This window comes from Micromonospora sp. MA102 (genome assembly GCF_025460765.1).
Lineage (GTDB): Bacteria > Actinomycetota > Actinomycetes > Mycobacteriales > Micromonosporaceae > Micromonospora > Micromonospora halotolerans.
Map to the genome: position 1 here is coordinate 480,454 of NZ_JAMWEG010000001.1, position 22,166 is coordinate 502,619.

General features: G+C 72.4%; 23 protein-coding genes. 14 read left to right on the forward strand and 9 right to left on the reverse strand.

The features are described from left to right. Window positions 1-6: 6 nt before the first annotated feature. The 3 genes from NFX44_RS02320 to NFX44_RS02330 form a co-directional block, all read right to left on the reverse strand. Window positions 7-1,272: an MFS transporter gene (locus tag NFX44_RS02320; RefSeq protein ID WP_262281790.1), complete on the reverse strand. Its 1,266-nt coding sequence runs from the start codon at window positions 1,270-1,272 to the stop codon at window positions 7-9. A gap of 63 nt (window positions 1,273-1,335) precedes the next feature. After that, entirely contained in the window at window positions 1,336-2,352 is a 1,017-nt protein-coding gene (locus tag NFX44_RS02325) for an aldo/keto reductase (RefSeq protein ID WP_262281791.1), read from the reverse strand. 131 nt (window positions 2,353-2,483) lie between these two features. Next, window positions 2,484-2,858, reverse strand: coding sequence for a VOC family protein (locus NFX44_RS02330; protein ID WP_262281792.1), 375 nt, complete (start codon window positions 2,856-2,858; stop codon window positions 2,484-2,486). Window positions 2,859-3,103: 245 nt separating this feature from the next. On the opposite strand from NFX44_RS02330, the gene NFX44_RS02335 reads away from it, so the two are divergent. The 4 genes from NFX44_RS02335 (at window position 3,104) to NFX44_RS02350 (ending at window position 7,310) form a co-directional block, all read left to right on the forward strand. Then, a complete protein-coding gene (locus NFX44_RS02335) occupies window positions 3,104-3,625 on the forward strand; it encodes a pyridoxamine 5'-phosphate oxidase family protein (protein ID WP_262281793.1) in 522 nt (173 codons plus the stop codon). A 93-nt stretch (window positions 3,626-3,718) separates the two neighbouring features. Next, window positions 3,719-5,059: a nicotinate phosphoribosyltransferase gene (locus NFX44_RS02340; protein ID WP_262281794.1), complete on the forward strand. Its 1,341-nt coding sequence runs from the start codon at window positions 3,719-3,721 to the stop codon at window positions 5,057-5,059. A gap of 253 nt (window positions 5,060-5,312) precedes the next feature. Further along, on the forward strand, window positions 5,313-5,840 hold the full coding sequence (locus tag NFX44_RS02345; protein ID WP_315974550.1) for a RidA family protein: 528 nt from the start codon (window positions 5,313-5,315) through the stop codon (window positions 5,838-5,840). A 99-nt stretch (window positions 5,841-5,939) separates the two neighbouring features. Continuing rightward, a complete protein-coding gene (locus NFX44_RS02350; protein ID WP_262281795.1) occupies window positions 5,940-7,310 on the forward strand; it encodes an aminotransferase class V-fold PLP-dependent enzyme in 1,371 nt (456 codons plus the stop codon). A 101-nt stretch (window positions 7,311-7,411) separates the two neighbouring features. Here the strand turns inward: NFX44_RS02350 and NFX44_RS02355 are convergent, their stop codons facing one another. Genes NFX44_RS02355 through NFX44_RS02365 form a run of 3 tightly spaced genes read right to left on the reverse strand, consistent with a single transcriptional unit; the run spans window position 7,412 to window position 9,875 of the window. Next, window positions 7,412-7,699: a hypothetical protein gene (locus NFX44_RS02355; protein ID WP_262281796.1), complete on the reverse strand. Its 288-nt coding sequence runs from the start codon at window positions 7,697-7,699 to the stop codon at window positions 7,412-7,414. Then, the gene (locus NFX44_RS02360) at window positions 7,696-8,325 is read right to left on the reverse strand and encodes an RNA polymerase sigma factor (protein ID WP_262281797.1); all 630 of its coding nucleotides are present in this window, start codon (window positions 8,323-8,325) and stop codon (window positions 7,696-7,698) included. Before NFX44_RS02360 ends, NFX44_RS02355 begins: the two co-directional genes overlap by 4 nt. Beyond that, window positions 8,322-9,875, reverse strand: a complete 1,554-nt coding sequence (locus NFX44_RS02365) for a sodium:solute symporter (protein ID WP_262281798.1) — start codon at window positions 9,873-9,875, stop codon at window positions 8,322-8,324. The genes NFX44_RS02360 and NFX44_RS02365 overlap by 4 nt, the downstream gene beginning before the upstream one ends. Window positions 9,876-10,134: 259 nt before the next feature. Between NFX44_RS02365 and NFX44_RS02370 the strand changes: the two genes are divergently transcribed. From NFX44_RS02370 to mctP, 3 genes are read left to right on the forward strand one after another with little or no spacing between them, the layout of a single operon-like run. Then, entirely contained in the window at window positions 10,135-10,365 is a 231-nt protein-coding gene (locus tag NFX44_RS02370) for a DUF3311 domain-containing protein (protein WP_262281799.1), read from the forward strand. A 45-nt stretch (window positions 10,366-10,410) separates the two neighbouring features. After that, window positions 10,411-10,677 (forward strand): DUF3311 domain-containing protein, encoded by a 267-nt coding sequence (locus NFX44_RS02375; RefSeq protein WP_262281800.1) that lies wholly within the window; start codon window positions 10,411-10,413, stop codon window positions 10,675-10,677. A gap of 6 nt (window positions 10,678-10,683) precedes the next feature. Continuing rightward, entirely contained in the window at window positions 10,684-12,342 is a 1,659-nt protein-coding gene (gene mctP / locus NFX44_RS02380; RefSeq protein ID WP_262281801.1) for a monocarboxylate uptake permease MctP, read from the forward strand. Between the two features lie 288 nt (window positions 12,343-12,630). Here the strand turns inward: mctP and NFX44_RS02385 are convergent, their stop codons facing one another. Together NFX44_RS02385 and NFX44_RS02390 are read right to left on the reverse strand one after the other, a co-directional pair. Then, on the reverse strand, window positions 12,631-14,238 hold the full coding sequence (locus NFX44_RS02385) for an AMP-binding protein (protein ID WP_262281802.1): 1,608 nt from the start codon (window positions 14,236-14,238) through the stop codon (window positions 12,631-12,633). After that, window positions 14,235-15,926, reverse strand: coding sequence for an AMP-binding protein (locus NFX44_RS02390; protein WP_262281803.1), 1,692 nt, complete (start codon window positions 15,924-15,926; stop codon window positions 14,235-14,237). The genes NFX44_RS02385 and NFX44_RS02390 overlap by 4 nt, the downstream gene beginning before the upstream one ends. A gap of 127 nt (window positions 15,927-16,053) precedes the next feature. Here NFX44_RS02390 and NFX44_RS02395 point away from each other — a divergent pair, with 127 nt between their 5' ends. The 3 genes from NFX44_RS02395 to NFX44_RS02405 all read left to right on the forward strand — a co-directional run bounded on the left by NFX44_RS02395 (window position 16,054) and on the right by NFX44_RS02405 (window position 17,905). Next, window positions 16,054-16,620 (forward strand): hypothetical protein, encoded by a 567-nt coding sequence (locus NFX44_RS02395; RefSeq protein WP_262281804.1) that lies wholly within the window; start codon window positions 16,054-16,056, stop codon window positions 16,618-16,620. A 92-nt stretch (window positions 16,621-16,712) separates the two neighbouring features. Beyond that, window positions 16,713-16,907 (forward strand): response regulator transcription factor, encoded by a 195-nt coding sequence (locus NFX44_RS02400; protein WP_262281805.1) that lies wholly within the window; start codon window positions 16,713-16,715, stop codon window positions 16,905-16,907. 173 nt (window positions 16,908-17,080) lie between these two features. Continuing rightward, on the forward strand, window positions 17,081-17,905 hold the full coding sequence (locus NFX44_RS02405; RefSeq protein ID WP_262281806.1) for a metalloregulator ArsR/SmtB family transcription factor: 825 nt from the start codon (window positions 17,081-17,083) through the stop codon (window positions 17,903-17,905). A gap of 125 nt (window positions 17,906-18,030) precedes the next feature. On the opposite strand, the gene NFX44_RS02410 is transcribed toward NFX44_RS02405, so the two are convergent. Continuing rightward, the gene (locus NFX44_RS02410; RefSeq protein ID WP_262281807.1) at window positions 18,031-18,453 is read right to left on the reverse strand and encodes a DUF6069 family protein; all 423 of its coding nucleotides are present in this window, start codon (window positions 18,451-18,453) and stop codon (window positions 18,031-18,033) included. Between the two features lie 173 nt (window positions 18,454-18,626). Between NFX44_RS02410 and NFX44_RS02415 the strand changes: the two genes are divergently transcribed. From NFX44_RS02415 to NFX44_RS02430, 4 genes are all read left to right on the forward strand, one after another. After that, window positions 18,627-19,790, forward strand: a complete 1,164-nt coding sequence (locus NFX44_RS02415) for a sensor histidine kinase (protein ID WP_262281808.1) — start codon at window positions 18,627-18,629, stop codon at window positions 19,788-19,790. A gap of 114 nt (window positions 19,791-19,904) precedes the next feature. Then, on the forward strand, window positions 19,905-20,573 hold the full coding sequence (locus tag NFX44_RS02420; protein ID WP_262281809.1) for a response regulator transcription factor: 669 nt from the start codon (window positions 19,905-19,907) through the stop codon (window positions 20,571-20,573). A 305-nt stretch (window positions 20,574-20,878) separates the two neighbouring features. Beyond that, window positions 20,879-21,364, forward strand: a complete 486-nt coding sequence (locus NFX44_RS02425; protein ID WP_262281810.1) for a hypothetical protein — start codon at window positions 20,879-20,881, stop codon at window positions 21,362-21,364. 84 nt (window positions 21,365-21,448) lie between these two features. Further along, window positions 21,449-22,099, forward strand: a complete 651-nt coding sequence (locus tag NFX44_RS02430; RefSeq protein ID WP_262281996.1) for a class F sortase — start codon at window positions 21,449-21,451, stop codon at window positions 22,097-22,099. The last annotated feature ends 67 nt before the right edge of the window (window positions 22,100-22,166 follow it).

The window sequence follows — 22,166 nt, forward strand, 5'->3', positions numbered from 1 at the left end:
GCCCGCTCAGGCGACCGTCGCCGGGGTGTCCCGGCCGTCCGGGGCCGGGTCGGCGTACGCGGCGGCAACGGTGGCCCGGTCGAACACCCGCCAGGTCATACCGATCACCGCGACGGCCACCACGAGCCCCACCCAGTAGGGCGCGGTGATCCCGAACCGGTCGGCGAGCACCCCGCCGAGCAGCGCCCCGACGCAGTTGCCACCCGCCGCGACGAACAGGGTGGTGCTGCCCACCCGGCCCATCAGCGCGGGCGGGGTGAGCCGCTGGCGCAGCGAGTTCGCGACGATGTTCCACAACGCGCTGTGCACCCCGAAGGCGAACAGCGCCACCCCGACCACCACGGCGCTGCGCGAGGCGGCCAGGGCCAGGTGCAGGCCGGCCTCGATGAGCAGGCCCACCCGCACGGTCCAGGTGGCGGTGATGGTGGCGATCAGCCGGTCGCCGACCGCCGACCCGAGCAGCCCGCCCACGGCCATGCAGGTGAACAGCGCCCCGTAGCCGACCGAGCCGAGGCCGAGCCGGTCGGTGGCGAGCAGCACCAGCACCGCGAGGGCGGCGGTCAGCGTGACGTTCAGCAGCCCGATCAACAGGGCCATGGTGCGCAGCAGCCGCTGGGACAACAGCCAGCGGAACCCCTCGGCGACCTCCGCGCGGACCGAGCGGCGCCCGCCCGCACCCGGCGCGCCCCGGTACGACCCGGCGAGCAGCCCGACGAGGACGGCGCTGAGGGCGTACGTGCCGGCGTTCACGGCGAACGGGATCGCCGCGGCCAGCACGAAGAGGAAGCCGCCGAGCGGCCCGGCGACCATGTTCTGCATGATCTGGGTGCCCCCGCCCAGCCAGCCGTTGGCCCGCTCCAGCCGGGACCGGGGCACCACGGCCGGCACGACCGCCTGGGCCGCGGTGCGGAACACCACCTCGCCGGTGTTGACCACGAACAGCACCGCGTAGAGCAGCGGCACCCCGGCCCGGTCGGTGACCAGCGCGGCCGCCAGCACGGCCAGCACGGCCACCCGCACCCAGTCGATGACCACCATGAGCCGGCGCCGGTCCACCCGGTCCACCAGCACCCCGCCGGGCAGCGCGAACAGCAACCAGGGCAGCCACGCCACCGCGGCGCCGGCCGACACGGTCAACGGGTCGTCGGTCTGCGAGGCCACGTAGAGCGGGGCGGCCACGGTGGCCATGCCGCTGCCCAGCGCCGACATGGTGCTGGCCGTCCAGAGCCGGGCGAACCGCCCGTCGAGCCGATCCCCCGCCGTCCCCGTCACGGCGAGCGAACCTACCAGGGGTCGAGTGCTACCCGAACCGGGTTTCCGCGCGTCCCGCCCCGGTCACCGGCGGCCGTCGACCCGATCGCCGGCATCGCCGAAGACCCAGCCGCTGGTCTGCCCGATGAAGTCGGCGGGGAAGCCCAGCTCGATCTCGGTGGTGGCGGTGAGTCGCCGGACCGCCTCGTCGGGAAGGTCGACGTCGAGCACCCCGAGATTGTCGGTGAGCTGCTCGACGGAGCGTGCGCCGACGATCGGGTGCACGGCGCGTGAGCGGGCGCGTAGCCAGGCCAGGGCGACCTGCGACGGGGTGGCGCCGAGCTCGTCGGCGACCTCCTGGACGGCGCGGGCCGCCGCGTGGTCGCGCTCGGTGAGGGTGGCGGTGGCCAGGCGAGCGCTGTCGGCCGCCTCGCGCCGCGTGTACTTGCCGGAGAGGATGCCACCGGCGAGCGGGCTCCACGCCGCCACGGTCATCCCGCTCGCCTCGGCCATCGGCAGCAGCTCCCGCTCGGCGTCCCGGTTGAGCAGGCTGTAGGGCACCTGGAGCCCGGCGAACGGCGTCCACCCGCGCCACTCGGCCAGCACGTTGGCCCGCGACACCACCCAGGCCGGGGTGTCGGAGATGCCGACGTAGAGGATCTTGCCGGCGCGGACCGCGTCGTCGAGTGCCCGCATGGTCTCCTCGACCGGGGTGTGCCGGTCCCACAGATGCACCCAGTACAGGTCGATGTAGTCGGTACGCAGCCGCCGCAGGCTGGTCTCCAGCGACAGCACCAGGTTCTTGCGGTGGTTGCCGGCGGCATTGGGGTCACCGCTGTCGCGGGAGACGGTGTATTTCGTGGCCAGCACGAACCGGTCCCGGCGGCCGGTCAGCAGCTCGCCGAGGAACTCCTCGCTGGCGCCCGCGCGGTAGTTGATCGCCGTGTCCACCACATTGCCGCCCGCGTCGGCGTACCGGTCGAGCATCCGGCGGCACTCGTCCAGCGGCGCGCCCACGCCACCCTGCTCGCCGAAGGTCATCGCTCCGAGGAACAGCTCGGACACGCGCAGGCCGGTGTTGCCCAGGAGTCGATACCGCATGGACCCAGACCCTAGCGTCCACTGTGCCCGTCAGGGGGCCCCGGCGATCCGGCTGCCGCCCCCGTGCGGCGAGCGAACCCACCGGCCGGGCCGAGGTGGTTCCCGGTCGGCCCGGCCGGTGAGCATCCCGGCTACAGGTACGGGCGGGTGATCAACTCGATCGCGTGGCCCGCGGGATCCTTGAAGTAGACACCGCGACCACCGTGCTCATTGTTGGTCTCGCCGGCACGGCGCATCTGCGGATCGGCCCAGTGGGTGATGCCGCGGTCACACAGCCGCCGATACGCCCGGTCGAACAGATCCTCGTCGACCAGGAAGGCGTAGTGCTGCATCTGGATCTCCACCGGCGGCTCGGCGAACTGGAGCAGCACGCCACCGTCGAGCTGGATGTTGGTGAACACGCCCCAGGACGGGGCTTCGGGAAGTTCCAGCAGCTCCCGGAAGAATCGGGCCGACTCCTCGCGGTCCTTGGCGGCGATGATGGTGTGGTTGAACGTGACTGTCATTCGGCTGACCTCGCTGTTGTTCGGCACTGGACGGGACCTGTCGCGCGAAGGCGCGTGGAGGCCCGCGTGCCGGACCGAGGGGGTGCCTGCTCCGCACCCGCCCGGCGATCAGCCGTCCACCGGGTCGCCGATCCGTGCGTGGCGTGGCGCCAGTCCGGTGTTCACGGTCGACGACGCTACGCGAAGCGATCAACTCCGGCAACGGCGCAGCGCCGGCCCGGTCGCCGGGCATGAGAAGATCACCCATGCCCGTCACGAACCCCTGGCTCGCCGGCCCCTCCCCCACCGCCCGCCTCGACCGGAGCCGGCTGGAGGAGCGCATCCTCCACCTGTTCTCCACGCAGAACATGTGCGTGCTGGCCACCACCGGCCCGGACGGCCCGCTGGCCACCCCGGTGCGCTACTTCCACCTGGACTTCACCCTGATGTTCACGGCCGTCGCCGACTCGCCGAAGATGCGCAACCTCGCCGCCGACCCGCGTGTCTCGGTCGGGATCTTCGCGCCCCTGATCGGCCAGGCCAGCAGCCGTGGCGCGCAGGTCTTCGGCCGGGCCCGGGTGCTGCACCCCGGTGACGCGGATTTCGACCACCACTGGCCGGCGTACCGGTGGCAGTCCGACCACGTGGAGCGGTCCCGGCCGCTGGACGAGCCGCCGTCCGGGCCGCTCGTGGTGGTGCCGGCGGAGCGGATCGTCTACACCGAGCACTGGCTGCGCCGCGAGGGCTACGCGCCCCGGCAGTTCTGGCGGGCCGTCGGCCCCCGCTGAGCCGCCGGCGGCCACCGCCCGCGGCGGATCTCCCGTTTCCGGTACGCCTCGCCACCGGATGGATCACAGTGGGGGCGTGGCGGAGGAGGTGGCATGACGGGACTGCGGACCGACCTGTACGAGCTGCGGATGGCGGCCAGCTACCTGCGCCGGGACATGACGGAGCACGCCACGTTCAGCCTCTTCGTCCGCCGGCTGCCGCACCGGCGCGGCTTCCTGGTCGCCGCGGGGCTGGCCGAGGCCCTGGCGTTCCTGGAGAGCTTCGTCTTCGACGACGCCGCGCTGGGCTACCTGCGCGACGTCGTCGGGTTCGACCAGCCGGCCCTGACGGCGCTGGCCGGGCTGCGGTTCACCGGGGACGTGTGGGCCGTGCCGGAGGGTCGCGTGGTCTTCGCCGACGAGCCGCTGCTGGAGGTCACCGCGCCGATCGCGGAGGCGCAGCTGGTGGAGACCGCCGTGCTGAACCTGATCACGTTCCACACCACGGTGGCCACCAAGGCGGCCCGCTGCCGGCTCGCCGCCGCCGGCGCGCAGCTGATCGACTTCGCGTTCCGCCGCACCCACGGCATCGAGGCCGGCGCCGGGGTGGCGCGGGCGTCGGCCATCGCCGGCTTCGCCGCGACCAGCGACGTCGAGGCCGCCATGCGGTACGGGCTCGCCCCGTCCGGGACGATGGCCCACTCGTACGTGGAGGCGTTCCCCGACGAGCGTGCGGCGTTCCGTGCGTTCGCCGCCGACTTCCCGACCAACCCGATCTTCCTGGTCGACACCTACGACACGCCGGCGGGAGTCCGGGCCGCCGTCGACGTCGTCACCGAACTCGGGTTGACCGGCCCGGTCGGCGTGCGGCTCGACTCCGGGGACCTCGGGGCGCTGGCCCGGCAGGCCCGGGCGATCCTGGACGCCGCCGGGCTGCGGCAGGCCACGATCATCGCCAGCGGCAGCCTCGACGAGGATGTCATCGCGGGCCTCGTGGCGCAGGGCGCACCCATCGACGGGTACGGCGTGGGCACCAGGATGGGCGTCTCGTACGACGCGCCGTCGCTGGACAGCGCCTACAAGCTGGTCGCCTACGGCGACCGGCCGGTGCTGAAGCTGTCCCCGGGCAAGGCCACGCTGCCCGCCGCCAAGCAGGTCTTCCGTGATCCCACCGGCGGGGCGGGCGATGTGGTGGGGCTGCGCGACGAGCCACCACCGGGCGACCGGGAGCCGCTGCTGGTGCCGGTCATGCGCGGTGGCCGCCTGCTCGACCCCACCGACCCGGCCGAGGCGGTTCGCGCCGCCCGTGCCCGCTTCGACGCCGATCTCGCCTGGCTACCGGAGCCGGCCCGCCGGCTGGCCGACCCGACGCCGCTGACCGCGACGGTCAGCCCGGCGCTGGCGGCACTGCACGAGCGGGTGGCCGCACGGCTCGGGCGCGGTCAGGCGCAGTGACCGTCAGGGTGGTAGCCCGGTAATCCTCCAGGATCCACTCCGGCTCACCGAGGTGGCGGGCACCTTCCCATCGCCGCTATGCCCGGCTCTCCAGCGTTGATCATGCCCGTCACCGCACTGCCGGCGCCGACATCGCGGCCAAACAAATAGCTCCAGGCGGTAAACCGTACGCGCGTGGGCGGCAACTTACGGATGACGACAACCTCGCAGGCCTGCGGAAGTCGGCAGACATCCACGACGAGCGGAGAGACGCGTGTCTCCTAGAATTTCCATTGTCGGATTTCGACGGACTCGCCTGGTTGCCGCAGTTCTCGCCTGCGCGCTGGCTGGCACAGCCGGTGCCGTCATCACAGGACACGAACCGGCCGCCAATGCCAGCGAGCAGAAGAACGGTGGCAAGCGTCACCGGGTGGTGACCTCGCCGGACGCCCCGGCCGCGATAGGTCCGTACTCCCAGGCCATAGCTGTGGGAGACACCCTTTACCTGTCCGGCCAGCTTCCCATCGACCCGGTCACGAACAAGCTCCTGGCGGGTGCGTCCATCGAGGACCAGACGCGCCAGGTCCTGAGGAACCTGGATGCGGTGCTGCGGGCCGGTGGAATGACCCTGGACAACATCGTCAGCACCACGGTCTATGTGGCAGACCTCAACGAGTTCGCCCGCTTCAACACCGCGTACGCCGAATTCTTCGGCAGTAAGCCGCCGGCCCGGGCCACCGTCCAGGTGGCGCGGGTGCCGCAGGACGCCAAGGTCGAGATCTCCGCAATCGCGGTGCGCTGACTTCACCAAGAAGGGGGACACACTGTGCTGAACAACAAGGCCCCAGTCCCTGGGGACACGGCGCCCAAGGGCGTTTCGCGTCGAGGCATTCTCCAGTTCATGGGCGCCGGCGCGGGCGCCGTCGTCGCGGGTGCGGCCGGGTTGAACTTCGCCGCCGCCTCTCCCGCGGCGGCAGCCCCGCTGACCGCTGCCGGGTCGTCGTCGTTGCCGCTCGCGAACGACGCGAACTTCTGGCGCCAGGTCGAGAAGCTGTTCACCCTCGACAAGAAGGTCCTCTTCATGAACGTGGGGACAGTCGGCTCCCCACCCCGCGAGGTCCTTGACACTCTGGACAAGACGAATCGGGACGTCGCCCGTGACGCCCTCTCCGCCTACAGCGACTTCGCCGACATCCGGGCCGTCGCGGCCCGGGGGTACGGCTGCGACGTGGACGAGCTCGTGATCTCGCACAACACCAGTGACGGCATGTCGAAGATCATCGCCGGGCTGAACCTGCGCGCGGGTGACGAGATCCTGACGACCAATCACGAGCACGGCGGCGGGCTCGTCCCGATGGCCCTGGCCCGGGATCGGCACGGCGTCGTCATCCGCAAGGTCGCCCTGCCCGTGGGCAACGACCAGCGGGCCGAGGACTACGTGGAGCTGTTCCGGCAGGCGATCACCGCCCGGACCAAGGTTCTGCTGTTCTCCGCCCCGACGTACAAGACCGGGACGATGCTGCCGATCCGGATGCTGGCCAAGCTCGCGCAGGACCACGGACTGATCAGCGTCGTGGACGGGGCGCACATCCCCGGGATGATGAACTACAGCTTCCACGAGCTCGGCGTGGACTTCCTTGCCGGCTCCGCCGCGAAGTGGCAGTGCGGCCCGGGCGGGACCGGCGTGCTGTACATCCGCAACAAGGTCCTGTCCCAGTACAACCCGAACCCCCTGCCCGAGTTCTGGCCGGTCGTGTCCAGCAGCTACCCGCAGGAAGGCGGCGTGCCGCCCCGCTCGTCGACCGACACGGCGAGTTACAACATCGGCAGCTACCTCCAGTCCGTCGGCAACGGCAGCATTGCCCTGACCGAAGGAGTCAGGACCGTCTGCGGGGTGTGGGACCGCATCGGACGACAGCGCATCGAGAACCACGTCGTCGGCCTGTCGTCGTACCTCAAGGAACTCGTCGTCGAGCGGTGGGGGGTCCGATCGTTGTACTCCCCGAAGGACGACCCGCGCCTGGTCTGCGCCCTGACGTCGTTCAACCCCTTCCGCAATCCGACCGATGTGCTCAACGCGGAGAAGTCGGCCGCGTTCGTCGCGCGGATGCACGACGAGTACGGAATCACGATCCGGAACAGCGACTTCCCGGTCATCGGATCGGCCCAGTCGCATCGTCCCGTCCGCATCTCCACGCACCTGTTCCACCAGAGCCAGGACGTCGACCGGCTCGTCGACGCGGCCTGGGAACTGTCCGGCAAGATGGCCTGACACCTGCCACGAGGCGAAGGGCGAGCGCTCGCGATCTCAGCGGCGCTCGCCCTTCCGCGCGCCGCCGGCCCGCGACGGGCTGCCCCGGTCACCAACCCAGGTCAGGGAATGATCACGACGCTGTCGAGCCGGACCTCGTTGCCAGGGGCCACGGGCTTGTCGTACGGCGTCGGCTTCGTGTGGTGGTGATTGCTGAGTGCCCAGAGCCCGACCACATCGGCCAGGCCGACCAGCAGCAGTGCCAGGACGATGGTGAGCAGCCGCCGGCGCCGCTCCCGCCGCTGCCACTTGCCGCGGGCGTTGGCGTATGCATCCGGGGAGGTGACGGCGGTGGTCGCCAGCACCTGGAGGGTGTCCCGGAGCCGGGTCTCGGTCTCGTCGATGGTCATCGGGACGCGCCCATGAGCGCCGCCAGGGCGCCCATGCCCCGGAAGATGTGTGACTTCACGGCACCGGTGCTGATGCCCATGGCGCCGGCGATGTCGGCTTCCTTCAGATCCAGCCAGTAGCGCAGCACCAGCGCTTCGCGCTGGCGCACCGGCAGTTGCCGTAGCGCCACCACGACCGCCCGCTGATCCTCTCGGAGCAGCACGGACGATTCCGCCGAGTCCACGACGCCGGACCGGCCCGCAGGCAGCTCGTCGCCGGCATGGCTGCGACGCACCTGCAGATGCCGGATGTGCATACGAGTCAGGTTACAGACGATCGACCTCAGGTACTGCGGTGCCGCCGCCGGATCACGCAGCCGGTACCAGCGTCGATGCAGCTCGCAGAACGCCTCCGAGACCAGGTCCTCGGCGTCGTGGTCGGCGCCGAGCAGGAAGGCAAGTCGGACGAGTTGGGCGTGCAGTCCGTCGAAAAGGGCGACCATCGCAGCTTCGCGTTCCACATCGCGGAGATCGAGGCCGGGTCCCTTCGCCAGCGAGCCGTCGGGGTCAGGGCCGACGATCTCGGATTGCGCAAGCTGGTCGCGGCGATCCACAGTGCCGCGGCGCTGCGCTCGGTCGAGGTTCATGACGGCACCGAGGGCGAACTGGTGGCCGGCAGCGTCCGCGTATTTCGTCGGTCAACCGTCCGATCGAGACCCCGGCCGGGCCCCCATCGGCGCAGCAGCAACTCGGCCATGCCGACGACGACGAGGTTGACCGCGAGCCCGAGCAGCCCCGCGTACAGCTGCGTGTGGACCGGCCCGAGGGACACCAGCACCGTCGGTGAGAAGCCGCCGTGGGCGACCATCGCGGTGCCCGCGATCATCCCGACGAACCAGCCGCTCAGCAGAGCGAACCGGTGCGGTGCCCGGGGTGCGAGGCCGAGGACGAGAGGGGGCAACGTCTGCAGGACCCACACCGCGCCCAGCAGGTGAAGGTTGATGGCGTTCTGATCGTGCAGGCCCATGGCGAAGCCCAGGGCGCCGAGCTTCACGAGCAGCGACACGACCCGGGCCACCCTGGTCTCCTGCTCCGCGGTGGCGGTCGGGTTGACGTACTCCACATACACGTTGCGGGCGAACAGGGCGGAAGCTCCGATCGACATGACGGCAGCCGGTACCAGCGCCGCCACCACCAGGCCGCCCAGCACGGCCCCGGCCAGCCATGCCGGTGCCAGCTCGTGCACCAGCATCGGTACGGCGAGGTCGGCCCGACCCGGAGGGGGCACGAGGTTCGAGGCCAGCGCGGCCACGCCGAACACGGCGAACAGCCCGAGCAGGCCGGTCCAGCCGAGCAGCGTCACCGTCGACCGCCGAACGACGTCGTCGGTGCGGGCCGAGAACGCGACCATCAGCACGTGCGGAAACGCGAACAGCGCCAGAGCCGACCCCAGTGCCAACGACACGTACGCGGGCCCCAGCGCCGGGTCCAGCACGACGCTCAATCGGCTGTCCCGCGCGGTGATTGTCTGCTCCGCCGCGGCGAACAGCTCGCCCGGTGAACCGATCCGGGTCCACACGAGCGCCGCGATCGACACGGCGGACGCCGTGACCAGGATCGCCTTCGCGATGGAGACGGCACTGGGCGCACGCAGCCCGTGCCGGTAGGTCGACACGGCGAGTACCGCGAACACGACGGTGAGCACCAGGTCACCCACCACACCGTCGGACTCGACCCCGAGCACGCTGAGCACCGCCCGTATGCCCAGCAACTGCAGGGCGATGTACGGCATCGTGGCCAGAATCCCGGTGATCGCCACCGCGAGCGCCAGTCCCGGGCTGCCGTACCTGCCGCGGATGAAGTCGGCCCCCGTCACGTAGCCGTGGGTGCGCGCGATGCCGGCCAGTCGTGGCAGGACCATGAAGGCGAACACGTACACCACGACCGTGTACGTCAGAGCGTAGAAGCCGACACCGCCGGAGCCGAACACCAGCCCGGGAACGGCCAGGAACGTGTATGCGGTGTAGATCGTGCCGCCCAGGACGCACCACGTCATCAGATGCCCGTGGCCGCGGTCGGCCAGGGCCCAGCCGGCCAGGTCGCGCTCGGCGAGCGAGCGGCGACCGCGGCCGCGGAAGGCCACGAGGGCGACCACGGACGCCGACAGGACGACGACCGCGGCGACCGCCGCTGTCACGTCCACTTCCCACGTCCGGTGTGACTACGGACCGCGAACTCTGCCATGTGCTGGTTCCTCCCGTGCGGCTGGCGGGGTCCACATCCGATGCGGGTAAACCTTTCGGGTTCGGACCGCAACTGAGGTGGTGAGGGAACCAGCAGGGAGGAACGCAGTAGGGCAAGAGAAGTTGATCGAGAGTTAACCACTCCGAAACATGAGAATCAAGCGTCGAGGTGAAGGGGAGACGCGTATGGACTCAGGTGAAAAAGGCGACGTCGTGGCGCCAACCGCACGACCCGCCCGCGCCTGGGCGTGGCTACAGGCGGTCGCTCTGACGCTGCCCGTCCTGGGCGCGGTGGCCACGCCGGTGTTCGCCCGTGCCGAACCGCGACTCTTCGGTGTGCCCTTCTTCCACTGGTACCAGCTCGCGTGGGTCCCCTTCACCGCAGCGTGCCTGGTCTGCGCCTACCTGACCCACCGGCGTACCGGGCGCTCCGGTCCGCACTGACTCCGGCTACCGCGCCGGCCAGTCCGAATCTCGCACATCGCACCGATGCCCTCCCGCAGACACGAACAGGAGCAGACTGTGCCGCCGAATCCGAGAGCCAGAGCCAGAGCCAGAGCCAGAGCCAAGGACAGCAGCACGTGGAACTGGCTGTTGTTCGTACCGATCGTGGTGCCGCTGATCACGCCCTTGTTCAACTGGGACGCCCCGCGGCTGTTGGGTTTTCCGACCTTCTACTGGCTACAACTGGCCTTCATCATCCTCGGCGTCACCACCACGACGGTGGTCTACCAGATGACGAAGCGGCGGGGGTGAGCGGCCATGTGGCGTGACAACCTCACCGAAATCATCATCTTCACCTTCCTCTTCCTCCTGGTCAGCGCCATGGGGTTCGTTGCCGCGCGGTGGCGAGCGCCGAAGGACATGGCACACCTCGACGAGTGGGGGCTGGGCGGGCGCAGTTTCGGCGGCTGGATCACCTGGTTCCTCGTCGGTGGTGACCTCTACACGGCCTACACGTTCGTCGCGGTGCCGGCGCTGCTCTTCGGCGCCGGTGCGGCGGGGTTCTTCGCCGTGCCGTACACAATCATCGTCTATCCCATCGTCTTCCTCGTGCTGGTCCGGCTCTGGTCGGTGTCGCATCGGCACGGCTTCGTCACTCCGGCTGACTTCGTTCGGACACGGTTCGGCTCGCCGACGATGGCCCTGCTGGTGGCAATCACCGGCATCGCCGCCACGATGCCGTACATCGCGCTCCAGCTTGTCGGGATCGAGGCGGTGCTCAAAACGATGGGGGTGACCGGCGAAAGCACCATCGCCCGGCATCTGCCCATCATCATCGCGTTCGCCATCCTGGCCGCGTACACCTACCAGTCCGGCCTGCGGGCGCCCGCGCTGATTGCCTTCGTCAAGGACTCTCTGATCTACATCGTGATCCTCGTGACGGTCATCTACCTGCCCTACAAGTTGGGCGGTTGGGGAAAGATCTTCGACGCGGCGGACGCGAAGTTCCAGGCCTCACCCGCGCCGGGTGACGGGGTCCTGCTCAACGCGAACAACCAGTGGCAATACATCACCCTGGCACTTGGCTCGGCCCTGGCGCTGTTCCTCTATCCGCATAGCCTGACCGGCGTGCTGGCCAGCCGGAACCGTGACGTGATCAGGCGGAACATGTCAGCGCTGCCCGCGTACACCCTGCTCCTGGGACTGATCGCACTGCTCGGCTACATGGCGATCGCGGCCGGGGTAACCCCGTTGCCAGGCGCCAAGGAGGGCTCGGTGGACAACAACACCATCGTGCCGCTGCTGTTCGACCAGCAGTTCCCCGGGTGGTTCGCCGGGATCGCGTTCGCCGCGATCGGGATCGGCGCCCTGGTACCGGCGGCGATCATGTCGATCGCGGCCGCGAACCTGTTCACCCGCAACATCTACAAGGAATATCTGCGGCGCGACGCGTCCCCGGCCCAGGAGGCGAACGTCTCGAAGATCACCTCACTTGTGGTGAAGGTCGGCGCCGTTGGCTGCATCGTCTTCCTCGACCCGCAATTCTCCATCGACCTGCAGTTGATCGGGGGGGTCATCATTCTGCAGACGCTGCCCGCCGTCGCGCTGGGCCTCTACACCCGCTGGTTCCACCGGGGCGCGCTGATCGCCGGTTGGGTCGCCGGGATGGGCCTGGGCATGTGGATGCTCTATCAGATCCCGGGCGCGAACGGCCGGCAGCATTTCGGGGGCTCAGCCTTCTCCCTCGGAGAATTCGGCTTCGATACCACCAGGACTGTCTACGTCGGCTTTGTAGCCGTACTGGTGAACCTGCTGGTCGCGGTGCTGGGCACGCTGATTCTGCGGGCCGCGAAGGTGACCGACGGCACCGACGGCACGACCGCCGACGACTACCACGCCGACGCGGGCGACCGCCGGCTCGTCCCCGCAGCCCGTACCGAGACCGGCGCGGGCGCCGCACCCGAACCGGTCGCCTGACCAGATAGCGGGCCTCCTCCCTCCCGACCGTGACCGCCGGCCGGGAGGGAGGGGGCACCGACGCGGCGCCGGGCCCGACGACCGCCCGCCGCTCACCTCCGTCGCCGACGGTGACCTCGACCGTCGACGACCCCGCGGACCCGGCGAACCGGTACGGCCAGTACGGGACCAGCCGGGCGCCGTGCCCGGCCAGCCTGACGAACAGGTGCCCCACGCCGATCTCCCGAGAAGACCGCTCACGATACGCCCAGGATCGGGGCCGGAACCGGGCCGCGCGGGGAGTGACGGTCAGGCGGGGCCCGCCTGGCGCAGCTCGACCTTGCGCACCTTGCCGCTGACCGTCATGGGGAAGGCGTCCATCACCCGTACCTGCCGCGGGATCTTGTAGTGCGCCAGCCGGTCCCGGCAGAACTCGGCGATCTCCTCGACGGTGAGCGTGTCGTGCCCGTCGCGCAGGATCACGCAGGCCAGGATCTCCTCGCCGTAGCGCTCGTCGGGCACGCCGACCACCTGCACGTCGGAGATCTTCGGGTGCCGGTAGAGGAACTCCTCGATCTCGCGCGGGTAGACGTTCTCCCCGCCCCGGATGATCATGTCCTTGATCCGGCCGACGATGGTCAGGTAGCCGTCGTCGCGCATCACCGCCAGGTCGCCGGTGTGCATCCAGCGCGCCGGGTCGATCGCCTCGGCCGTCCTCTCCGGCTCGTCCCAGTAGCCGAGCATCACCGAGTAGCCCCGGGTGCACAGCTCCCCCGGTTCGCCGCGCGGCACGGTCACCCCGGTCGCCGGGTCGACCACCTTCACCTCGACGTGCGGCAGCACCCGCCCCACCGTGGCGGTCCGCCGGTCCAGGTCGTCGTCGTGCCGGGTCTGGGTGGACACCGGCGACGTCTCGGTCATGCCGTAGCAGATCGCCACCTCGGCCATGTGCATCCCGTCGATGACCCGCTTCATCACCTCCACCGGGCACGGCGAGCCGGCCATGATGCCGGTACGCAGGCTGGACAGGTCGTAGTCCGCGAAGTCCGGCAGGGCCAGCTCGGCGATGAACATGGTCGGCACCCCGTACAGCGAGGTGGCCCGCTCGGCGGCGACCGCCCGCAGCGTCGCGGCGGGGTCGAAGGTCGGCGCCGGGATGATCACGCAGGCGCCGTGGCTGGTGGCCGCCAGGTTGCCCATCACCATGCCGAAGCAGTGGTAGAACGGCACCGGCAGGCAGATCCGGTCCCGCTCGGTGTAGCGGACCAGCTCGCCCACGAAGTAGCCGTTGTTGAGGATGTTGTGGTGCGACAGCGTCGCGCCCTTCGGAAACCCCGTGGTCCCCGACGTGTACTGGATGTTGATCGGGTCGTCGCAGCTCAGCTCCGCCGCCCGGGCGGCCAGCCGCTCGACCGGCACCGCCGCCCCGCCGGCCACCAGGTCGTCCCAGCTCGACTCGCCGAGAAAGACCACCGTGCCCAGCGCCGGGCAGGCGCCGCGGACCTCGGCGACCATCCCCCGGTAGTCGCTGCTGCGGTAGCCGGGCGAGGAGACCAGCAGGCGCACCCCCGACTGGTTCAGCACGTACTCCAGCTCGTACCGCCGGTAGGCCGGGTTGATGTTCACCATGATCGCGCCGATCGCGGCGGTGGCGTACTGCACGAGGACCCACTCCGCGCAGTTCGGCGCCCAGATGCCGACCCGGTCTCCCTTGGCCACCCCCGCCGCCAGCAGGCCGCGGGCCAGCTCACCCACCGCGCGGCCCAGTTCGGCGTACGTCCAGCGCCGGCCGCTCGGGCAGTCGACCAGGGCCTCCCGGTCCGGGTACGCCTCCACGGCGCGGGCCAGGTTCGCGCCGATGGTGTCGCCGAGCAGCGGCGCGTCGGAGATCCCGCTCGCGTAGGACGGCAGGCTCATCGGAAGTCCTCCTCGCGGTACTCGCCGGCCGGCCGCGCCTCCGCGTCACCGTGCTTCTCCCGCTCGGCGGCCCGCAGCTCGATCCGGCGGATCTTGCCGGAGATGGTCTTCGGCAGGTCGGCGAACTCCAACCGCCGCACCCGCAGGTACGGGGCCAGCCGGTCCCGCGAGTGCGCGAACAGCGCCGCCGCGGTCTCCGGCCCCGGCGCCCAGCCGGGCGCGAGGACCACGTACGCCTTCGGCACGGCCAGCCGCACCGGGTCCGGCGACGGCACCACGGCCGCCTCGGCCACCGCCTCGTGCTCCAGCAGCACGCTCTCCAGCTCGAACGGCGACACCCGGTAGTCCGACGCCTTGAACACATCGTCGGTGCGCCCCACGTAGGTGAGGTAGCCGTCGGCGTCCCGGGAGGCGATGTCACCGGTGTGGTACCAGCCGTCGCGCATCGCGGTGGCGGTCAACTCCTCGTCGCCGTGGTAGCCGACCATGAGCGCGGTCGGCCGGTGCGCCAGGTCCAGGCAGACCTCCCCGTCGTCGCCCACCTCCCCGGTGACCGGGTCCACCAGGCGCACCACGTAGCCGGGCAGCGGACGCCCCATCGAGCCCGGCCTCACCGGCGCGCCGGGCGGGTTGCCGATCTGCGCGGTGGTCTCGGTCTGCCCGTACCCGTCCCGGACGGTGACCCGCCAGGCCGCCTCGACCTGCTCGATCACCTCGGGGTTCAGCGGCTCCCCCGCGCCGACCACGCTGCGCGGCGGGCGGGCGAGCTGGGTCAGGTCGGCCTGGATCAGCATCCGCCACACCGTCGGCGGCGCGCAGAAGCTGGTCACCCCGCACCGGTCCATGGCGGCCATCAGCCCGGCCGGGTCGAAGCGCGCGGAGTTGTAGACGAACACCGTGGCGCCGGCGTTCCACGGCGCGAACACGTTGCTCCACGCGTGCTTCGCCCAGCCCGGCGAGGAGATGTTCAGGTGAACGTCGCCGGGGCGCAGCCCGATCCAGTACATGGTGGACAGGTGCCCCACCGGGTACGAGGCGTGGGTGTGCTCCACCAGCTTCGGCCGGGCCGTGGTGCCGGAGGTGAAGTAGAGCAGCAGCGGGTCGCCGGCCCGGGTCGGCCCGTCCGGAATGAACACGTCGTCCGCGCCGTACGCGTCGGCGTAGTCGTGCCACCCGTCGACCGGAGGGCCGACCGCGATCCGGGTGTAGTCGCCGGCCACCTCGGCGAACTTGCCGGCGTGCTCCGCGCCGACCACCACGTGCCGGGCCGCGCCGCGCGCCAGCCGGTCGGCCAGGTCCGCGGGGCCGAGCAGCGGCGTGGCCGGGATGATCACCGCGCGCAGCTTGATCGCGGCGAGGATGGTCTCCCAGAGTTCGAGCTGGTTGCCGAGCATGAGGATGAGCCGGTCCCCGGCGCGGACGCCACGGGCGCGCAGCCAGTTCGCCACCCGGTTCGAGCGGCGGGACAGCTCGGCGTACGACCAGCTTCCCTCGCCGCCGCCCGCCTCGACGATCCGCAGCGCGGTGTCGTCGTTGTCCTCCGCGAGCACGTCGAACCAGTCCAGCGCCCAGTTGAACTCGTCCAGCCGGGGCCAGCGGAACTTCTCGTACGCGGTCTCGTGGTCCGTCCGGTGCGCGAGCAGGAAGTCGCGTGCCTCGCGGAAGGCCTGGGTGCCGGCGGTGGCCATGGGGTGTCCTTCCTGTCCGGGGCGCGCGGCCGGGAGCGGACGGCGCCGCGCGCAGTACGCTGATCCTCGATCGGGTGACGCACGTCTCACCACCCCCGGACGGGGGTGGCCGGCGGGAGGTGGCCAGGTGGTGACGCTCTACCCGCGAGACGACGCCGACGAGGTCCGGCGCGGCCTGCTGATCCTGCGCCGCCGCACCGGCCTGCCGGTCGCCTTCGGCGGGCTGGTCGCGCCGGGCGGCCCGCCCCGGATGACCATCACCGAGCTGACCGGCACCAGCACGACCGCGCTGCGCGGCCTCGCCATCCACGCCGGCGCCGGCCTCGGCGGCAAGGCGCTCGCCCTCGGGCTGCCGCTGCGGGTCGACGACTACCGGGCGGCCCGCTCGATCAGCCACGAGTACGACGCCCCGGTCTCCGTCGAGGGACTGCGCTCGGTGCTCGCCGTGCCGGTGGTGGTGCGCCGCGAGGTCCGCGCGGTCCTCTACGGCGCCGTACGCCAGCGCCTGCCCCTCGGCGACCGCCTGGTCGCCGCCGCCGTGGACGCCGGGCGGGACCTGGAACGCCGCCTCGCGGACCGGGACGCCGCCCGGACGGCGCTGGCCGCCCTGCCGACCGTGCCGTCCCGTCCGGACCCGACCGGGCCGAGTGGGAGCAGGTCCGCCAGGCGCACGCCGAGCTGCGCGGCCTGCTGACCCGGATCGCCGATCCCGAGCTGCGCGACCGCCTCGACGCCGTCGCCGACCGGCTCGCCGGCGCGGTGCGCCGCCCGGGGCCGCCGGCGGCCGTGGCCCTGTCACCGCGGGAGACCGACGTGCTGGCCTGCGTCGCCCTGGGCTGCACGAACGCGGACGTGGCCGGGCAGCTCGGGCTGCGCCCCGAGACGGTGAAGAGCTACCTGCGCTCGGCCATGCGCAAGCTCGGCGCGCACACGCGCCTGGAGGTCGTGGTGGCCGCCCGCCGCGCCGGCCTCCTCCCCTAGCGCCGCCCGTTCCCGCTCCACCCGCGTGGGCTCTCTCCGTCGTGCGGACCCGCACAGTGCCTAGGGCATCCTAGGAGGCTAGCTCCATAGCGGCGACGCTGGACAGGCAACCGCGCGGCTGCTTATTCTCGAAACAGGCAGCCGTGGGGTTGCCTGTTCCGGACGGAGGACGAGTGGACGAGGTGTTCCGGGCACTGGCCGACGCCAGCCGCCGCCGGCTGCTCGACCGCCTCAACGTCCGCAACGGACAGAGCCTGCGCGAGCTGAGCGCCGGGCTCGACATGACCCGACAGTCGGTGAGCAAGCACCTCGCGGTGCTGGAGGCGGCCGGCCTCGTCACCACCGCGCGACGCGGGCGGGAGAAGCTGCACCACCTCAACGCCGCCCCGATCAACGCCGTCGCCGACCGGTGGATCGGCCGGTACGACCGGGCCCGGGCACAGGCCCTCGCCGACCTGCAGACAGCATTGGAGGGGCAGCCCATGGCAGGCCCGACGTTCGTCTACACCACCTACATCCGCACCACACCGGAGCGGCTCTGGACGGCGCTCACCGCGCCCGAGTTCACCCGGCGCTACTGGGGCGGTGTCACCCTGGTCTCCGACTGGCGCCCCGGCTCGCCCCTGCTCTGGCAGGACTCCCCCGACAGCGAGCCGAAGGACCTCGGGCAGCGGGTGCTGGAGGCCGAGCCCCACCGGCGGCTCGCGTACACCTGGCACGGCTTCCAGCCCGAGCACGCCGCGCACTTCGGCTGGTCCGACGAGGAGTTGGCCGTCCGGCTCGGCGAGCGCCGCTCGAAGGTCACCTTCGACCTCACCCCGCACGCCGAGGCGGTGCGGCTGACGGTGACCCACGACGACTTCTCGCCGGACAGCGAGATGCACCGGGCCGTCAGCGGCCAGCTCGACGGCAGCGGCGGCTGGCCGGAGCTGCTGGCCAGCCTCAAGAGCCTGCTGGAGACCGGCGAGCCGCTGCCGGAGCCGGTCCCGGCGGGCTGAGCCCGCCCGGCCCGTCCGACCCGCCGGCCCGGGCATCCGCCGGGCCGGCTGGGCCGCCCGCGCCGGATGTGCGCGGGTCGGGTCGGGGCTGCCCACCCCCGTGGCGACAGCCCCGACCGGCACCGTCACCCGCGGGCCGTGCGCCGCAGCAGCGGGACGAGCACGGCGGCGGCCACCAGGTGCAGGGCGACCAGCGTCAGGGTCGCCCCCGTGCCCACTCCCCCGCCCACCGGGCCGAGCAGCGACACCAGCAGCACCAGCGCCGCCGCGCCCGTCCAGACGGCCCGCGCCCGGGCGGTGAACCGCTCCAGCAGGGCCAGCAGCGCCCATCCCGCCAGGCCGGCGAGCAGGGTGCTGACCCCGACCGCCCCGGCGGTCACGGGCTGCTCGGTCCCGCCGTTGCGCACCACCAGGTCCACCCCGGCCCCGGGAACGGCGGCGGCCCACACCGCCAGGGTCGCGGCGGGGGCGGCGAGCACCGCCAGGGCACGGTCGCGGCGGCGCGTCGGACGGGCGGCGATGACGGCGGGGGTGGTCGTGGTGTCCATGGCGGCGTACCTCCATCAGCGGGATCGGTCACCGGGAACGCTAGGCCCGCACCGGGCCCCCGCGGATCGCGCCGCGGACCGGTTCGCGCCTCCCTCCCAGGGACCAGATCCGGCCAAGATCTCCGTCTGGCGACCGATGAACCCGGGCAGGTGCACCGCCTAGCATCCGGGGCGTGAACTGCCGGCCCCGCTCCCATTTCCTGCTGCTGCTCGACGGCGGCATCGCCGCCGTGATGCTCGCCGTCGCCCTGACCGTCGTGCTCGCCCCCGGCACCCCGCCGGACTCGGCGTCCGGGACCGCCGCCGCGGTCGGCCTCGCCGCCGCGCAGGCCAGCTGTCTGCTGTGGATCCGCCGGCGACCGGGGTACGCGCTCGCGGTGGCCGCCCTCGCCGGCGTCGGGTTGGAGGTGCTCTGCCCCCCGCTCGGCTGGCTCGGCCTGGTCACCGTGCCGCTGGCGTACGTGGCCCGGCTCCGCCCGCCCCGGTTCTCACTGGTCGCGCTGGGGCTGCTGGTGCTGCCGACGCCGTGGGAGCTGGTCACCGGGGGGTGGCGGGACCTGCTGTTCGCGGTGACCGCGCTGGGCCTCGGCTGGACCCTCGGCGAGCTGCAGCGCGGCCAGTTCCACCGCCGCCGAGACCGGGAGCGGGAGGCGCTCACCCGGGAACGGGAGCGGATCTCCCGCGAGCTGCACGACGTGGTGGCCCACCACGTGGCCGTCATCGCCGTGCAGGCCGCCGCCGCCGAGGACGTCTTCGACGCGCACCCGGAGCGGGCCCGCGCCGCGCTCGGCGCGATCAACGCGGCGGCCCGGTCCGCGCTCACCGAGCTGCGGGCGATGCTGCACGCGCTGGCCGCCGACGGTGGCGCGGATCCGGACGGACCGCAGCCCGGCCTCGCGCAGCTCGACGCCCTCGCCGACGCCGTCCGGGCCGTGGGCCTGGAGGTGACGATGGACCGCGACACCGGCGCCGAGGAGTTGCCCGGCGGGGTGCAGCTGTCGGCGTACCGGATCGTGCAGGAGTCGCTGACCAACGCGTTGCGGCACAGCCACGCCACCCGGGCCGACGTGAGCGTCCGCTACGGCGACGGCGTGCTGAGCCTGGCGGTGGTCGACGACGGCACGGCGCCACCGCGCCGCCCCGGCGCGGGCGCGGGGCGCGGCATCGTCGGTATGCGGGAGCGGGCCCGGCTGCTGGGCGGCACGCTGGAGGCCGGTCCGCTGCCCGCCGGCGGGTTCCGCGTGGCGGCCCGGCTGCCGGTGGGGGCGGGGCCAGTGAGCGCGAGGAGTGAGCCGGGCCTGCGAGCCCCGCAGTCGCGAACCGAGGTGGCACCGTGAGCGCGAGGAGTGAGCCGGGTCTGCGAGCCCCGCAGTCGCGAACCGAGGTGGCACCGTGAGCGCGAGGAGTGAGCCGGGCCTGCGAGCCCCGCAGTCGCGAACCGAGGGGGCACCGTGACCGTCCGCGTGGTGGTCGCCGACGACCAGGACCTGATCCGTGCCGGGCTCGCCATGGTCATCGACGCCCGGCCCGACCTGACCGTCGTGGGCGAGGCCGCCGACGGCGTCGAGGCGGTGGCGGTGGCGAACCGGACCCGCCCCGACGTGGTGCTGATGGACGTGCGGATGCCGCGGCTGGACGGCATCGCCGCCACCCGGGAGCTGGTGTCCGGCGGCAACCCCGCACGGGTGGTCATGCTCACCACCTTCGACCTCGACGAGCACGTGTACGCGGCGCTGCGCGCCGGCGCGAGCGCCTTCCTGCTCAAGGACACCCGGCCGGCCGACCTGGCCGAGGCGGTGCGGGTGGTGGCCCGGGGCGAGGCGCTGCTGGCGCCGACGGTGACCCGCCGGCTGCTCGACCGGTTCGCCGACCGGCTGCCCGGCGCGCCCGCCGACCGGGGGCGGCTGGCCGCGCTCACCGCCCGGGAGGTGGAGGTGCTGACGCTCGCCGCGCGCGCACTGTCCAATGCGGAGATCGCCGAACGGTTGTTCCTGAGCACCGCCACCGTGAAGACGCACATCTCCGCCATCCTCACCAAACTCGGCCTGCGCGACCGGATCCAGGCGGTGGTCTTCGCCTACGACGTGGGCCTGGCCCGCCCCGAGCCACCGCCCCGCTGACGCCGTCCCAGGCCGGGCCGAGCGGCGCAGGCGGGACCGAACCGGACAGACGCGCCGCGCCGCCCCGGCACCGGACGTCGCACGCAGCCCGGGACGACCCGCGCCGCCCGGTTGCCCGGGCTGGGCGGGCATGTCCGCCGCTCCCGGGAGCGACCGGGAACACGTGACGGCAACGAAGATTTCTCAATTACGCCGAGTGACCGCCGCAACCCTCCTAGTGTTGGCCACACCGGTGCTAGTCACGGAGTTGGCCACCCGAACGACGTCCCACGCAGACAGCGGACGAAAAGTGAGGGAAGACGCGGATGAAGGCAAAGACAGTTCTCGGATCGGCGGCGGTCGGCGTGGGCCTCGGCACACTGCTGCTCCCGGCCGCCGCCCTCGCGGACACCACCGTCTCACCGGCCACCACCCCGGTCGGCGGGACCGTCGTGCTCACCACGACGTGCAACCCGAAGGCGGGCGACGCGCTCTTCCGCGTCACCGGCCCGAACCGGGACCAGAACGTCAGATCCACCACGGCCGCGGCGGGCGGCGGGCTGAGCGCCGAGCTCTTCACCGCCGGGTTCACGCTCGGCACGTACACGGTCACCGCCACCTGCGGCGACGGCAGCAACGGCGGCACGGCCAGCTTCACCGTCACCCCGATCGGCGGCGCGCAGGCCGGCGCCGGCGGCCGGGACGGCGACACCGGCGTGCTGGTCGCGGGCGGCGCGCTGGCCGCCGCGGCGGTCGCCGGCGGGACGTACGTGATGGTGCGCCGCCGCCGGCGCGCGAGCGTCGTCGCCTGACGGCCCGCCACCCATCCCTGAGCGGGTGCCCGCGCCGGTCCGACCGGCGCGGGCACCGCGTCCACGACGGACGGAGGTGGGACCCTGTCGTCGCAGCGCCACCCCGCGGACGGGCGGTCGAGAGCCCGCACCGCCGTCATCGTCGCCGCGGTCACCCTCGCGGGCGCCACCGGCGCCGGGCTGGTCGCCGCCGGCCTCGGCACCACCTCGGACCCGCCGCCCCAGCCGGGCGCCTCGGCCGCGCCGACCGCCGAGCGCTCCGGGGCGGCCGGCCCGGTGCTCCCCCGCTCCGAGCCGCTCCGCGTCGCCATTCCCCGGATCGGCGTCGACGCCGACGTCGTCCCGGTCGCCACCGACGCCAACGGCGCGCTGGAGGTGCCGCCGCTGGACCACCCGGAGATCGCCGGCTGGTACCGCCGCGGCCCCACCCCCGGCGAGGCCGGCAACGCCGTGCTGGTCGGCCACGTCGACTCCCTGCGCGGTCCCGCCGTGTTCTTCGACCTCGGCCGGCTGCGCCCCGGCGACACCGTCGAGGTCACCCGGGCCGACGGCCGGGTCGCGGTGTTCACCGTGGACGGCGTCGGCGCGTACCCGAAGGAGCGCTTCCCCACCGAGCGGGTGTACGGCGGCGGCGCCGAGGCCCGCCTCCGGCTGATCACCTGCGGCGGCCGGTTCGACCCGCGCACCGGCAACTACCCGGACAACATCGTGGTCTTCGCCACCGCCGCCCGCTGACGCGGGCCGAACACCGCCGCCGGGCCGGAAGGCCGTACGGTAGGCCGTCAGTTCCTGGGCGGCGGAG

Bases quoted from the DNA above. Each gene is read 5' to 3' on its own strand.
- NFX44_RS02325 (WP_262281791.1), bottom strand. From the start codon at position 2,352: ATGCGGTATCGACTCCTGGGCAACACCGGCCTGCGCGTGTCCGAGCTG.
- NFX44_RS02330 (WP_262281792.1), bottom strand. From the start codon at position 2,858: ATGACAGTCACGTTCAACCACACCATCATCGCCGCCAAGGACCGCGAG.
- NFX44_RS02335 (WP_262281793.1), top strand. From the start codon at position 3,104: ATGCCCGTCACGAACCCCTGGCTCGCCGGCCCCTCCCCCACCGCCCGC.
- NFX44_RS02340 (WP_262281794.1), top strand. From the start codon at position 3,719: ATGACGGGACTGCGGACCGACCTGTACGAGCTGCGGATGGCGGCCAGC.
- NFX44_RS02350 (WP_262281795.1), top strand. From the start codon at position 5,940: ATGGGCGCCGGCGCGGGCGCCGTCGTCGCGGGTGCGGCCGGGTTGAAC.
- NFX44_RS02355 (WP_262281796.1), bottom strand. From the start codon at position 7,699: ATGACCATCGACGAGACCGAGACCCGGCTCCGGGACACCCTCCAGGTG.
- NFX44_RS02360 (WP_262281797.1), bottom strand. From the start codon at position 8,325: ATGAACCTCGACCGAGCGCAGCGCCGCGGCACTGTGGATCGCCGCGAC.
- NFX44_RS02375 (WP_262281800.1), top strand. From the start codon at position 10,411: ATGCCCTCCCGCAGACACGAACAGGAGCAGACTGTGCCGCCGAATCCG.
- mctP (WP_262281801.1), top strand. From the start codon at position 10,684: ATGTGGCGTGACAACCTCACCGAAATCATCATCTTCACCTTCCTCTTC.
- NFX44_RS02385 (WP_262281802.1), bottom strand. From the start codon at position 14,238: ATGAGCCTGCCGTCCTACGCGAGCGGGATCTCCGACGCGCCGCTGCTC.
- NFX44_RS02390 (WP_262281803.1), bottom strand. From the start codon at position 15,926: ATGGCCACCGCCGGCACCCAGGCCTTCCGCGAGGCACGCGACTTCCTG.
- NFX44_RS02410 (WP_262281807.1), bottom strand. From the start codon at position 18,453: ATGGACACCACGACCACCCCCGCCGTCATCGCCGCCCGTCCGACGCGC.
- NFX44_RS02425 (WP_262281810.1), top strand. From the start codon at position 20,879: ATGAAGGCAAAGACAGTTCTCGGATCGGCGGCGGTCGGCGTGGGCCTC.